Raw genomic sequence first — 13,046 nt, forward strand, 5'->3', positions numbered from 1 at the left:
TGTCACATTCTGTTTGGTTAGCAAAGAGTGGCGCGCCCGTTCTCTGGGCGCGCCGGAATGGATCAGCGTGCCGCTGTCCAGCCCTGATAGCTGTCGATATTGTCGGCAGTGATAAGTTGTGGCTCCAGAAGAACAGTGTCTTCTTCAGGCGTGTTGCCCATGAAGAAGTCATACCCCATCTTCAGCGCTTGACCTGCCATGACATACGGATCCTGCGATGCCGATGCCTTGATCAATGCGCCATCGCTGACCAGTGCTTCCTCAACATCGGGCGCACCATCGACGGCCGTGATGATGAATTCGTCGCGGCCCAGCTGCTTCGCGGCAAGCTGCGCGCCGATGCCGGTCGGATCGTTGATTGCGAACACTGCATCGATATTGTCATAGCGGGTCAACAGGCCCTGCATGACTTCCAGACCACCATCGCGTGAGCCTTTGCCATTCTGGTCATCTGACAGGACGTTGATGCCGTCATGGGCGTCGAACACCTCCTGGCACCCTTTTACGCGGTCAACGATCGACGACGATTGCGGGCCGTTGATAATGATGACATCACCGGCATTGCCTTCCAGATTATCAACAATGTACTGACAGGCCTTGCGACCTGCATCGACATTGTCGGTCATCACGGTCACGTCCGCGCCCGGCGCCGAAACGTCAAATGCGGCGACCACGATACCGGCGTTCTTCGCGCGCTTTACTGCCGGCGCGATCGCTTGTGCGTCAACGGCGTTCAGCATTATGATATCGACACCCGAAGCGATGAAATTGTCGATCTGGCTGACCTGCTTGTTCAGGTCGTAGTCAGCCGAAACCGAAGTGACCTCCACGTCTGGATTGATTTCCTTGGCGCGGTCTTCGATTCCCTTGATTGTCGCGACAAAGAACGGGTTTCCCAGCAGGCCGACCGAAATGCCGATGCTTTCGAGCGTTTTATCCTGAGCGCTGGCTCCTCCAGCCATCGCTGTGGCCATGGCGGCCGAGCAAAGTAGGGTCTTGGTGATACGCATGAATACCTCCATTGATATGCGTGTCGTGTCGTCTCAGGTGCGCACTGCCGCCCCTTTCAGGCGGTAGCGGTCAAGAGCAACGGCCACGATGATGACCAGCCCTTTGATGATGAATTGCCAGATGTCGGATACGCCGGACAGGATGAGCCCGTTGGACAGAACGGCGATGATCAGTGCGCCGATCAGCGTGCCCCAGATTGAGCCGACACCGCCGACAAAGCTAGTGCCGCCCAGAATAACCGCGGCAATCGCATCAAGCTCGTAGGCCTGCCCCAGCTGCAAGCCGTTGGCCGCATAAAGGCGTGCCGCCGACATCGCGCCGCCAAGACCGGACATAAGGCCGGACATACCGTAGACGAACAGCAGCACGAGCGAGACCTTGATGCCTGTCAAACGTGCCGCTTCATGATTGCCACCGACAGCATAGATCCATGTGCCCAGCACGGTGCGGCGTAGAATGAACCATGACACAAGGATTACGCCGATCGCGATTATCGCCAGCCAGGGCACGCCGAAGAGCGTTCCGTTCCCGATGAATTCGAATGGTAGATCGGCGTTGAAGACCGTGGTGTCATCCCCCAGCAATCGCGCGACGCCGCGAACCGCCGTGAGCGACCCAAGCGTTACGATAAAGGGCGGCAAGCCCAGAAACGCGATCAGAACACCATTGATCAACCCGAAAGCCAAGCCGACCAGCATCGCGGCTGGAACGCCGAGCATTCCGTATTCGGGGATCAGCGATACGATAACCGCGACCATGGCCGATGCTGCAAGGATGGAGCCGACCGAGAGGTCGATCCCGCCTGTCAGAATGACGAAGGTCATTCCTGCAGCCAGCACGATATTGATACTTGCCTGCTGCATCACGATCGACAAATTGTTGACGGACATGAATTTTCCGGTCAGCAATTCAAATCCGATGGCCAGCAGGATCAGTACGGGCAACATGCCCATCGCGGTAAACATCGCTTTGACCTGCAGGGCAGTTTTAGCCTGATTGTTCTGGGTTCCGTCGTTCATTACCGGCCTCATCGATTCATATCACGGATACAACGGACTCTGGCCGCGCACCTGTTGAAAGCGTCATGATTTCTTCTTGGTTGATCGGACGGTCGGGTTGGGCCGTGACCTCGCCCGCGATCCGCCCTTCGCGCATCACCAGCACACGATCGGCAACCCCGATAATCTCGGGCAGCTCGCTGGAAATCATCACCACCGCAAGCCCCTTCTGCGCCAAAGTGTCGATCAGCCGATAGATTTCGGATTTGGCTCCGACATCCACGCCGCGCGTCGGTTCGTCCAAGATGACAACCTTTGGATCGGCCTCAAGAAGTCTTGCCAGCAGCACCTTTTGCTGGTTCCCGCCAGAAAGCGCACCAGTTGCCAGACGTGCTGTCGGTGCTTTGATCCCCAAAGATGCCATCGCCCGTTTGGCGCGATCCACCGCTTTTGCAAAGTTGCGGCGCCCGGCGAAATGCGCGTCCCGCTCCAGAACCGCCATATTCGTATTGTCTGAGATGCTCATGTCCAGAAACAGTCCCAACGCCTTGCGGTCTTCTGTCAGATACGCGATCCCGCTAGCCAAAGCTTCGCGCGGCGAGCGGCAGGAGACTTCCTGACCGTTCAGCAAAATGCGTCCCTTCGTTGCTGGGTCCGCACCGAAAATCAGCCGCGCCAGTTCGGTCCGTCCTGATCCGACAAGCCCCGCGATGCCCAGAACCTCGCCGTGATGAACCTCGAGCGAGCAATCCTTGACCTTGATGTCATCGCCTAAATCCTCGACCGAGAGCACGACATCACGTACGTTGTCGCTCGGTTTGTGTTCTTTCTTGTAGAAACTGCTCAGATCCCGCCCAACCATCATCGACACCAATTTGGGTGCGGACAGCTCTTCGCGTTCCAGCGTGCCGACGTATTCACCATCGCGCAGCACTGAACACCGATCCGAGAGTTTATAGATCTCTTCCATCCGATGACTGATGTAGATCACTGCGATTCCGTCTTGCTTCAGGGCAGCAATGACTTCGAACAGTTTTTCGGTCTCTCGGGTCGACAGCGATGTCGTAGGCTCGTCCATCACGATGATCTTCGCCTCTGCCGAAAGAGCTCGCGCGATTTCGACAAGCTGCCGCTCGCCCAGTGACAGGCTGCTGACCAATGTATGACCGGTGAAGGGGACATCCAGCCGATCCAGCACTGGCTGCGCGGCTCGGCCGATCGAACGGCGGTCGATCAAGCCCCAGCGCGCAGGTTCCACACCCAGGAAGATGTTCTGTGCGACGGTTAGGTTCGGAGCCAGCGACAATTCCTGATAAATGACCGCCACGCCGCTTTCTTTCGAACGCCGCGGATCACCAAAAGCAAGCGGCACCCCGTCGATCAACACTTCGCCGCCCGAATCCGGCGTATATGCACCCGACAGCACCTTCATCAGGGTCGATTTTCCTGCGCCGTTTTCGCCCATCAGCGCGTGCACTTCACCGCGATGCGCGACGAGCGATACACCCGAAAGCGCACGGACTGCGCCGAAGGTCTTGCTGATGTTGCGCATCTCCAACGCTGGCACGTTGCTCTTATCTGTCAATGGAGGATTCCGAGACATTGGCGACCATGTAGTTTACCCCTTCTTCGTCCAGCATCTGGGCCGCGCGATCCGAAAGGCCATCATCGGTGATCAAGCGGTTGACCCTGTGCAGCGGCAGAACAACCGTGGGTGGCGCGGCTTCGAATTTCCGGCTATCGACGAGCACGATGATTTCGTTCGCTTGACCGCATATCTCGTTGATAAAACGCACCAACAGCGGATTGGATTCCAGTAATCCTTCTGAACTAACGCCGAGCGCGCCAACGAAGAATTGCGACGCGTAGAAGCTGTAATCTTCGCGGGTCGGATCATACAGAACGCCTGGCTCACGATGCAGGTCGCCGCCACCGATGGTCAGCTGACAAGTGCCGTATTCGTTCAGATAGGCCGCAACGGGCATGGAATTGGTAAAGACTCGCACATTACGCTGCGCGATTTCACATCCGAAATGGAAACAGGTTGATCCGGCGTGAATGATAATCAGACTGCCGTCGCGCACCAATTCTGCAGCTGTTCGGGCGATGGCCTTCTTCGCATCAACTGCGATATCACGGTTTTCCACGAAGGGAAGCGCAGGTGCAACAGCGCCGGGCGAACTTTGCTCCAACGCGGCCACGCCCCCGTGAACCTTATGGGCCAGACCGGATGAAGCAAGCTTTTCGATGTCCCGTCGTATCGTAGCTGGAGAAACGCCGACCAGACCGCGCAATTCTCGCGCCGAAATAAATGGCCGCTCTCGCAATAGATCGGAAATAGTCGCCAGGCGATCCGATTCGCTCACCATCTCCTCCCCAGATGACATTTATTGAGCAGAGGCTAGCGATAGTTCGAGTAATGCGCAAGGTTTCTTTCATAGTGGCATCCTAAGTGACGTGTATTCGTCATCTAGTGGTGTCATTCAGTCATGTTGCCGATTTTTGATGCGGATGCAGACGCGTACGATCAGGCAGGTGTCACCCATGGGCGACCCAGCTATTCCGTTTGGCCGTAAGCTTCAGGTTAACCTTGGCCTCGACGCTGTTTTGGAAATGGCATCACCCCACTTCTTCCAACGCACCCGGCCCAGATGCCGCGCTCGGCCAGCAGTTTCCTGATCGTCCGTCGGCTCAACGAACAGTGAGAGCGCAGTCCACGGCATAGGCGGCCGGAATGGCGGCGGGCTGTACAGGTGAACCTCAGTCATCCCGCCATGTCCCATATCGCGCTGCGGCGGGCCATAACTCTACGTGCTGTCGAGAGTGTTAAATTGCCATCCCGTCCGATAGTCGGCGATCTGCGGAAATATAGGACTGGATCTGCTTGACGATCTGATCGGCATGGGCTTTCGCGATCTTGTCAGCCCGCGCGACATCCCGGTCCATGATCGCCGCAACCATGACCTCGTGCTCATCCAGATAGATTTCCGGCAGTTCATAGTTGAACGACGAGTAATACAGCCGGAGCAATCGCCGCCCTTCATCCAGCAACCGCGTGAACAGATCGGTGTAATAACGGTTCTTGCCCGCTTTTGCGATTGCCACATGAAAGTCCCGGTTTGTCTCGATCATGTATTCGACATCCTTATCACCGACGGCTTGGGCATAGGCCTTCTGCAGGTCTCGGATGGCTGTTATTTCGGCCGGCGTATGGTTCTGTGCGGCCAAGCGAGTGGTGACGCGATACATCAAGGTAAGTGCATCGAAGAATTGGGACAGTTCCAGAAAATCGATAGGGGCAACAATTGTCGCTCGATTCGGCAGAGTAACAACCAGCCCGTCACTTGCCAGTTTGACCAGGGCCTCACGTATGGGCGTGCGCGACATGTTAAATCGCTGCGTCAGGCTCACTTCGTCCACCGGAGATCCGGGCGCTAGCGTCAGGTCGAGAATTTCTCGTTTGAGCGTTTCGTATGCGGTGGAGACCCCGCTACCCCTGCGTCGCTTAACCGATTGGGCTTCTGTCGATTTTTGATGCTCGGTATCCATGGTCTACCCGGTCCTTTCCGTCGCACCACAGGTGCCATCGAAGTAAAATACGTGCCTGAGGCGTACTAGTCCTGCAGGCGACTATTCTGCCCCAGTCTAGAGATTCCACGGTATTTCAATATGTATATTGTATGTCGACAAAGAAAATGCAAACTGAAGCGAGCAACGACAGAGCATCAACAGGGAGAACAAAAATGCTCGACCATCTACGAACGCTGGCGGCAGCGATCCCCATGCTGGCTGCAGCCGGCATGGCGCAGGCGCAAGACGTGACATGGCAGATCCCGACATCCGTTCCGGAGGGTTCGCCCTATTTCGTGAACTTTCTGGAACGTTTCGCAGACAACGTGGACGCGCTGACAGCGGGCCGCGTCGAGATCGAACCGTTTGGTGCTGGCGTCTTGGTGCCCGCGCTTGAAGTCTACAAGGGTGTCCAGGACGGTGTCATCAAGGCAGGCCACTCAACGCCAAGCTACCTCGTCAACCAGAACCCTAAGAACGCGATCTTCTCGGGCTTCCCTGGCGGAATGGGACCAGAGGCCTACATCACCTGGATCTACGAAGACGGGGGCAAGGAAGCGCTTTACGAGATGCGTGCCGAGGAAGGCTTGAAGAGCCTTGTGGTTGGCATCGGCTCGTCCGAGATCATGGCCCATTCCAACGTTCCAGTGCAAACCGCCGAGGATCTCAAAGGTCTGAAATACCGCACATCCGGCCCGTGGGCGGAGGTGATGCGCGACTATTTCGGTGCCGTTCCGACCGTTGTGCCGCCCGGTGAAATCTATACGCTTCTACAGCGCAAGGGCGTTGATCTGATCGAATGGGGTCCGCCGTCGGGCAACCTGCCTGAAGGCTTCCACGAGGCGGCGAAGTACATCATCGTTCCCGGTGTGCATCAGCCGACCTTCCTGTGGGAAGTGGTCATGAAGCAGGAAACCTGGGACGCGCTTGACGACGATCTGAAGCCGCTGCTTGAAAAGGCCGCTGATCTGACGACCATGCAGGCTTTGCTGCATTTCTACAGCGAAGACCTGAAGGCGCTGGAAACCTATCGCTCCGGAAAAAACGAGATCATCACGCTCGATCCTGCCTTTGTCGACGAGTTGTCGGAAGCTGGTGTCGATTGGATCACCAAGAAGGCTGCCGAGCAAAGCGATGCCGGTGCGCCTGAAATGGCTGAGCTTCTTGAAAACTATCTGGCGTTTCAGACACGCTGGGAAGCCGAGAGCGCCTACCTGATCCGCAACGAAGACTGACCAATCAAGGAGGCGGCCGCAATGAACCGCATATTAGGGGTCATCGATCGGATATCGGCGGTTCTGTCCCGAATTGCAGAGGCTGTGACCCTGATACTGGTCGCCTCCATGATCTACGAAGTCGTTGCGCGCTATGTATTCGGGGCGCCAACGATCTGGGCCTTCGACATCTCGTATATGTGCACTGGCACCTTGTTCGTGTTGGGCGCGGCCTATGCGTTGAAGCAGGACGCGCATGTCCGGATCGACTTTCTTGCCCAGAAGTTACCACCGGCGCTGCGACAAAAAATAGAAGGCGGTGTCTTTCTCTGCCTGCTGCTGCCGATCTTCATTGGATTGTCCTGGGTGGCCACCGGCCGTGCGTGGCGCGCCTTTGTTGAAGGCGAGGTCGAAATGGTCAGCCCTTGGGCTCCGCTGATGTGGCCGTTCTATTCGATGCTTGCGTTGGGCTTGATCGCCCTGACGCTACAAATCTTCGCGCAGGGCTGTCGTGCCTTTCTTGGTCGTTCGCGCTCCGATTTTGAACTTGAGGCCTGATTGATGCTGGTTGCCGCGCTTATGTTTCCCGTCCTGTTCGTTCTGGTGCTGACGGGTATCCCGATTTCCTTTTCTCTGGCGGTCGTGTCGGCGGGAGCGGGGCTTATTGCCTTCGGTCCCCATGCGTTCGCGCAGCTTTTCGGGTCGTTCTACTCTGCCTCGACGAACTTTATCTTGGCCGCGATTCCGATGTTCGTCCTGATGGGCGCGCTTCTGGAGCGGTCAGGCATAGCGGAACGCCTGTTTCGTGTGATGCAGCTTTGGCTGGGCCGCTTACCAGGCGGCCTTGCCGTTGCGACCATCGCGATGGGGGCGGTATTCGCTGCGGCGGCAGGGGTCGTGGGCGCGGTCGAAGTGATGATCGGCATGATGGCCATACCCGCCATGCAGCGCTTTAGGTACGATAACAGCCTGATTGCGGGCACGATCTGTGCGGGCGGGTCCCTCGGCACGATGATTCCCCCATCGGTGATCGCGGTCATGTATGCCTCGCTGGCGCAGATGTCTGTAGGTGAGTTGCTCGCTGCAATGATGTTTCCCGGACTGCTGATGGTCTGTCTGTTCATCGTGTTCATCATTATCCACGGGAGCCTGTTTCCGCCTGCCACCCCGATCGAGATCAAAGAAGAGGATCAGGTGCCACTAGGTGAAAAGCTTCGCCTGACCATTACGTCATTGTTGCCGATCTGCGCCTTGATCTTCGCGGTTCTCGGATCGCTTCTGGCGGGTATCGCGTCCCCCACGGAAGCCGCCTCCGTAGGCGCATTGGGCGCGGTCCTGCTATGCCTGATGTATGGTCGCTTCAGTTGGTCGATGCTGGCCGAATCCTTGCAGATCACGGTTCGCATTTCCGCGATGATCCTGCTGATTGTGGCTGCAGGCACGATGTTCATGGGCACTTTTGCCGCGAATGGCGGTGCCAAGCTGATCCGAACGGCTGTTGAAACCGCAGGGCTTGGAAATGCAGGAATGATCGTCTTCTTCCTGCTAATCGTGCTGCTTCTGGGCTTCGTTCTGGATTGGACCGCAAATGTGCTGATCTGCGTGCCGTTGTTTACTCCGTTCATACGCTCCGCGGGAATTGATCCGGTCTGGTTCGGGACGATGGCCATCATCGTCATCCAGACCAGTTACCTGACGCCGCCGATGGCCTCATCAATCTTTTACCTGAAATCGATCGCACCACCGGACATGACATATGGTCAAATGTGTCGTGGTGTCGTGCCATTCATCGTTCTTCAACTGGTGACCCTTGCGCTGGTGGCATTCTTCCCTGCACTGGCGACTTGGTTGCCGGATCAGATCGTCGGGTTCTGATTGCAGGTTTCGTTAGCAGGGCTGTGCCTGGCTAGACAATTGAAGCAAAGGAGCAAGTCGTGCGAAGCAGCAAGGTCATTCATGTTGTATCCTGTCACGCCGAAGGCGAGGTCGGTGATGTTATCGTCGGCGGCGTGAACCCGCCACCGGGCGATACGATCTGGGATCAACGCAAATGGATCGCCGAGGACGACACCCTGCGCAACTTCGTCCTGAACGAACCGCGCGGCGGCGTGTTTCGTCATGTGAACCTGCTTGTGCCACCCAGGAACCCCAAGGCGCAAGCCGCGTGGATCATCATGGAGCCCGAGGATACCCCGCCGATGTCGGGATCCAACTCGATCTGTGTCTCGACCGTGTTGCTCGATAGCGGGATTATCCCGATGCAGGAGCCGGTGACCGAAATGGTGCTGGAAGCGCCCGGCGGGCTGGTACATGTGCGCGCCGAATGTGCCAACGGGAAGGCGGAACGCATTTTCGTCGAGAACCTGCCATCTTTCGGAACACGTCTTGGTGTTCCGCTCGATGTGCCGGGGCTGGGCACGATCACTGTGGATACGGCCTTCGGGGGAGACAGTTTTGTCGTAGTGAATCCTGAAGACTTGGGCGTGACGCTGCACGCCGATGCCGCGCGTGACATCGCTGAGTTGGGTATCCGGATCACGAACGCCGCGAACCGAGCTTTCCGTTTCGAGCATCCCGAAAAGCCCGATTGGGCGCATCATTCCTTCTGTCTGTTTGCGGGTAAGGTGGCCCGCGATGGCAACGCGTTGCACGCGCAATCGGTGGTAGCGATTCAGCCGGGCAAGCTCGATCGCTCACCGACGGGCACAGCAGTCTCGGCGCGTATGGCGCTGCTGCACGCACGAGGCGAGATGACGCTCGAAGACCGGTTTACGGGTGTATCCATCATCGGATCGGAGTTTCAGGGCCGGATCCTGGGTGCTACCAAGGTGGGCGAACTGAGCGCGATACGGCCCGAAATCAGCGGCCGTGGCTGGATCACCGGAACGCATCAGCACATGCTGGACCCAAGCGATCCATGGCCGGAAGGTTACCGGATTTCCGACACCTGGCCGCGCTTGTTCTGAGGACAGCTCTATATCAATACGCCTGATGCCGAAGACGACTGGAACCCGCCTGCCGTCAGAATCTGTTTGCGCGATAGGGCCGGAGCGGGATTTCGGGGTCTTGTCTTGAGGCGATCGCGTTGACCAGCTCTGCCGTTCCGGCCGATTGGGTCAGCCCCAGATGATTGTGTCCGAACGCGTAGATGACATCTTTCACCTTGGGTGATCTGCCGATCACTGGCAGGCTGTCGGGCAGGGACGGGCGGAACCCCATCCATTGTGTGCCACCTTCGGGATCGAAGCCGGGCAAGAACTGCGCGGCTTTCTGCACAAGCGTTTCGGCGCGCTTGAAATTGGGAGGCAGTTTCAACCCGCCCAACTCGACGGCACCGCCTACGCGCAGACCTTCCCCGATTTTGGAAACGACGAAGCCGTGCCCGCTGAAGGTCAGATGGGTGCGCAGGTCAAAGCTGGCCGTCGGGAAGGTCGTATTGTAGCCACGTTCGGTTTCCAGTGGAAAGTGATCGCCGATGGTCCTGGCAAGATGATGCGACCATGCGCCGGCACAGACAACGATCTGTAGCGGGTGCAGAACGCCCCTTTCAGTAACAACGCCGGTCCCCGTTTCAGTTGTTTGCAATGCCTGCACATTGGCCGTTTCGATCTGTCCGCCACGCGCCACAAAGGCGTGCGCCAGGTGTTTTGTCCATCTTTCGGGATCGACGGTGTTCATCCAGTCGGGCGTAAACCCGGCATGGGTGAAGCGGCTGTGCAAGCCGGGTTGGATGTCCGCAATCGCGGCGGGGCTTTCCAGCAGTTGGAACGCGATGCCATGGTCGCGCCGCTTTTCCCACGCGGGCAGGCTGGCCCTGAATTGCCGGTCGCCCTCGTATAGCTGCAGTTGCCCTTCGCGACGTATCAGCGCCTCGCCGGACACGGACGGGATCAGCCGTTCCAGCGCGGCGCGCGACAGCTTCATCATGTTTGCCTGCGCCTCAACCGCCGCAGCGTAGCGATCCGGCCAACTTGCTCTCCAAAAGCGTAGCATCCATGGCGCGATGTTGAGGGCATAGGCGGGCGGAACCGACAAGGGCCCCAGCGGATCGAGCAGCCATTTCGGGGCCTTGCGCATGATCCCGGGTGTCGCGAGGGGCTCGATATCGGTGTAGGCAAAGGCGCCTGCGTTCCCGCGCGAGGTCTCTGCCGCCACGCCGCTTCTGTCGAGGAGACATACCTGGTGCCCACCGGATTGAAGCGCCAGCGCGGTGGTGACGCCGATGACCCCCGCACCGATTACGACAATTTCAGGCTGCGCGTTTTGCGCCATGCGAATACCCCTGGATAAACGGACGGTTGGCCCGTGCCGATGCGTGTCGGCACCGGCGCTTTGGTCTTAAAGGACGATGCCGTCCCTGAACGGATCTGCCGGATTGAAGATCAGCCGCGCTTCGGCCATGACATGGGCCTGGCCGGTGATCGACGGAATGACACCATCGTTCGGACCGTCCCGGTAGGAAAGGCGGTAGCTGCTGCCAATCACGCTTTCCTGAAGGATCTCTTCTCCATCCCGAAGTTTCCCGTCCGCCGCGAGGCAGGCCAACCGGGCCGAACAGCCGGTCCCGCACGGGGATCGGTCATAGGCGTTGTCCGGGCACAGGACGAAGTTGCGGCTATGCGCGTCCGGGTTGTCGGAAGGGCCATAGAAAATGACGTGGTCGATCGGGGCGCCTTCGTCGCCTGAAATCCCGGCGGCAATCAATGCTTCGCGTACGGCTATGGTGACGTCCGTGAGTTGCCGGATATTGTCGCTAGCGACCCGAACGGGGCTGGGATCGACGATGAAGAACCAGTTGCCGCCATATGCGACATCGCCTGTCACTGTGCCGATACCGTCCACTTCGACCGAGATGCCCTTACGTGTACGGCGGCTCTCGATATTCGTGACCTTGATCGTGTTGGGGTCTTGTACCTCGACCGACACCACACCCACCGGCGTTTCGATCTTGTGCACCCCGGGGCCGATACGCCCCATATGGACCAGAGTGGCGGCCAGCCCGATGGTGCCGTGACCGCACATGCCCAGGACCGCTTCGGCGTCGAAATAGATCACGCCGGTCACGCAGTCGGGATCGGTCGGCTCCACCAGCAGCGCGCCGACCATCGCAACCTGGCCACGTGGCTCCAGCATCACCGCGCGATAGAGATCGCGATGCTCGGTCGCCAGCAGACGGGCACGCGCCGACAGCGGCCCGGACCCAAGGTCCGGACCTCCATCGAGGATCACCCGCGTGGGTTCTCCGCCGGTGTGACTGTCGATCACATGCATTCAGCGATCACTCCGCCCTGCTTGGACCATGCGTCGAACCAGGTGTTGAACTGGTGGAACTGGGCTTCGCAGTATTTGGCCTGTGACTTGGACAGCTCATCCGTCTCGTTCAGGTTCAGCTTGTACTCGTTGTTGCCCTTCAGAACCATCAGGTGCTTGAAGTAGAGAACCAGGTCCACACCTTCGTCGAACTTGGCGAGCACGGAAAACGCCTCGGCCAGTTCGCGGGCGCGGATGTCGGCTTCGGGGTTGCCCTGCGCGGCGAGGCGCGACAGCGCAACCTGCAGCAGCGCCTCTTTCGGGAAGACCGACCCGATGCCGGTGATCGCACCCACCGCGCCGCATTTGACGAAGCCGTGGTAAACTTCGGTGTCGACGCCGACCATCAGGATCACGTCGTCATCCTGAGACGTGATGTATTCTGCCGCGTAGCTGAGATCGTCCTTGCCGCCGAATTCCTTGAAGCCGATCAGGTTCTTGTGCTCTTCGCGCAGCGCGAAGAACAAATCGGCCTTGGTGGAATAGCCGTAGTAGGGGCTGTTGTAGATGATCGCGGGAATATCCGGTGCGGCATCCAGGATCGCCTTGAAGTGGTTCCGCTGTGCCGCGACCGACAGGCCACGCGACAGGACACGCGGGATGACCATCAGGCCAGCGGCCCCGATTTTCTGCGCATGGGCCGCATGGGCGACGGCGGATTTCGAATTGATCGCGCCGGTGCCGACGATGACGGGAACGCCGGCCTTTGTCAGGTGCTCGACACCTTCCATGCGTTGCTCATCCGTCAGAAGGGGCCAGTCACCGCAGGAGCCGCAATAGACCACGGCGGACATGCCCGCATCGATCAGTTCCTTGCCCTTGCGCACCAGGGCGTCGAAATCGGGCTGGCGATCCGCCGTACAGGGCGTCAGAAGGGCAGGGATCGTGCCGTGAAAGACATCTTTGTTCATCTGTTGGTCTCCGTGAAGATAGTGAAGAGATT

Annotated in this window: 12 protein-coding genes; 4 read left to right on the forward strand and 8 right to left on the reverse strand. The window is 58.5% G+C overall.

Translation table 11 applies throughout. The annotated features are described in order from the left end of the window. Nucleotides 1-62: 62 nt before the first annotated feature. The 5 genes from FPZ52_RS12315 to FPZ52_RS12335 form a co-directional block, all read right to left on the reverse strand. Entirely contained in the window at nucleotides 63-1,010 is a 948-nt protein-coding gene (locus FPZ52_RS12315; protein WP_146365905.1) for an ABC transporter substrate-binding protein, read from the reverse strand. A 33-nt stretch (nucleotides 1,011-1,043) separates the two neighbouring features. Further along, the gene (locus FPZ52_RS12320) at nucleotides 1,044-2,030 is read right to left on the reverse strand and encodes an ABC transporter permease subunit (protein ID WP_146365906.1); all 987 of its coding nucleotides are present in this window, start codon (nucleotides 2,028-2,030) and stop codon (nucleotides 1,044-1,046) included. A 16-nt stretch (nucleotides 2,031-2,046) separates the two neighbouring features. Beyond that, complete coding sequence (locus FPZ52_RS12325) at nucleotides 2,047-3,561, reverse strand: sugar ABC transporter ATP-binding protein (protein ID WP_240804466.1); 1,515 nt, start codon at nucleotides 3,559-3,561, stop codon at nucleotides 2,047-2,049. Between the two features lie 22 nt (nucleotides 3,562-3,583). After that, nucleotides 3,584-4,378, reverse strand: a complete 795-nt coding sequence (locus FPZ52_RS12330) for a DeoR/GlpR family DNA-binding transcription regulator (protein WP_338052822.1) — start codon at nucleotides 4,376-4,378, stop codon at nucleotides 3,584-3,586. Nucleotides 4,379-4,835: 457 nt separating this feature from the next. Next, on the reverse strand, nucleotides 4,836-5,558 hold the full coding sequence (locus tag FPZ52_RS12335; RefSeq protein ID WP_146365908.1) for a GntR family transcriptional regulator: 723 nt from the start codon (nucleotides 5,556-5,558) through the stop codon (nucleotides 4,836-4,838). 194 nt (nucleotides 5,559-5,752) lie between these two features. Between FPZ52_RS12335 and dctP the strand changes: the two genes are divergently transcribed. From dctP to FPZ52_RS12355, 4 genes are read left to right on the forward strand one after another with little or no spacing between them, the layout of a single operon-like run. Beyond that, entirely contained in the window at nucleotides 5,753-6,814 is a 1,062-nt protein-coding gene (dctP, locus tag FPZ52_RS12340; RefSeq protein WP_146365909.1) for a TRAP transporter substrate-binding protein DctP, read from the forward strand. A gap of 21 nt (nucleotides 6,815-6,835) precedes the next feature. Further along, a complete protein-coding gene (locus FPZ52_RS12345) occupies nucleotides 6,836-7,351 on the forward strand; it encodes a TRAP transporter small permease subunit (protein ID WP_146365910.1) in 516 nt (171 codons plus the stop codon). Between the two features lie 3 nt (nucleotides 7,352-7,354). Beyond that, nucleotides 7,355-8,668 carry a TRAP transporter large permease gene (locus tag FPZ52_RS12350; RefSeq protein ID WP_146366122.1) on the forward strand — a complete coding sequence of 438 codons (1,314 nt, stop codon included), beginning with the start codon at nucleotides 7,355-7,357 and terminating at the stop codon, nucleotides 8,666-8,668. Nucleotides 8,669-8,727: 59 nt separating this feature from the next. Beyond that, on the forward strand, nucleotides 8,728-9,759 hold the full coding sequence (locus tag FPZ52_RS12355; RefSeq protein WP_146365911.1) for a trans-3-hydroxy-L-proline dehydratase: 1,032 nt from the start codon (nucleotides 8,728-8,730) through the stop codon (nucleotides 9,757-9,759). A 55-nt stretch (nucleotides 9,760-9,814) separates the two neighbouring features. On the opposite strand, the gene FPZ52_RS12360 is transcribed toward FPZ52_RS12355, so the two are convergent. The 3 genes from FPZ52_RS12360 to FPZ52_RS12370 form a co-directional block, all read right to left on the reverse strand. Beyond that, the gene (locus FPZ52_RS12360; RefSeq protein WP_146365912.1) at nucleotides 9,815-11,065 is read right to left on the reverse strand and encodes an NAD(P)/FAD-dependent oxidoreductase; all 1,251 of its coding nucleotides are present in this window, start codon (nucleotides 11,063-11,065) and stop codon (nucleotides 9,815-9,817) included. 66 nt (nucleotides 11,066-11,131) lie between these two features. Further along, nucleotides 11,132-12,064 carry a 4-hydroxyproline epimerase gene (locus FPZ52_RS12365; protein ID WP_146365913.1) on the reverse strand — a complete coding sequence of 311 codons (933 nt, stop codon included), beginning with the start codon at nucleotides 12,062-12,064 and terminating at the stop codon, nucleotides 11,132-11,134. Then, nucleotides 12,055-13,014 (reverse strand): dihydrodipicolinate synthase family protein, encoded by a 960-nt coding sequence (locus tag FPZ52_RS12370; RefSeq protein ID WP_146365914.1) that lies wholly within the window; start codon nucleotides 13,012-13,014, stop codon nucleotides 12,055-12,057. Before FPZ52_RS12370 ends, FPZ52_RS12365 begins: the two co-directional genes overlap by 10 nt. Nucleotides 13,015-13,046: the final 32 nt, after the last annotated feature.

It is taken from the genome of Qingshengfaniella alkalisoli, assembly GCF_007855645.1.
Classification (GTDB): Bacteria; Pseudomonadota; Alphaproteobacteria; order Rhodobacterales; family Rhodobacteraceae; genus Qingshengfaniella; species Qingshengfaniella alkalisoli.

Bases quoted from the DNA above. Each gene is read 5' to 3' on its own strand.
- FPZ52_RS12345 (WP_146365910.1), top strand. From the start codon at position 6,836: ATGAACCGCATATTAGGGGTCATCGATCGGATATCGGCGGTTCTGTCC.
- FPZ52_RS12370 (WP_146365914.1), bottom strand. From the start codon at position 13,014: ATGAACAAAGATGTCTTTCACGGCACGATCCCTGCCCTTCTGACGCCC.
- FPZ52_RS12320 (WP_146365906.1), bottom strand. From the start codon at position 2,030: ATGAACGACGGAACCCAGAACAATCAGGCTAAAACTGCCCTGCAGGTC.
- FPZ52_RS12350 (WP_146366122.1), top strand. From the start codon at position 7,355: ATGCTGGTTGCCGCGCTTATGTTTCCCGTCCTGTTCGTTCTGGTGCTG.
- FPZ52_RS12360 (WP_146365912.1), bottom strand. From the start codon at position 11,065: ATGGCGCAAAACGCGCAGCCTGAAATTGTCGTAATCGGTGCGGGGGTC.
- FPZ52_RS12325 (WP_240804466.1), bottom strand. From the start codon at position 3,561: ATGCGCAACATCAGCAAGACCTTCGGCGCAGTCCGTGCGCTTTCGGGT.
- dctP (WP_146365909.1), top strand. From the start codon at position 5,753: ATGCTCGACCATCTACGAACGCTGGCGGCAGCGATCCCCATGCTGGCT.
- FPZ52_RS12330 (WP_338052822.1), bottom strand. From the start codon at position 4,378: ATGGTGAGCGAATCGGATCGCCTGGCGACTATTTCCGATCTATTGCGA.
- FPZ52_RS12365 (WP_146365913.1), bottom strand. From the start codon at position 12,064: ATGCATGTGATCGACAGTCACACCGGCGGAGAACCCACGCGGGTGATC.
- FPZ52_RS12315 (WP_146365905.1), bottom strand. From the start codon at position 1,010: ATGCGTATCACCAAGACCCTACTTTGCTCGGCCGCCATGGCCACAGCG.
- FPZ52_RS12335 (WP_146365908.1), bottom strand. From the start codon at position 5,558: ATGGATACCGAGCATCAAAAATCGACAGAAGCCCAATCGGTTAAGCGA.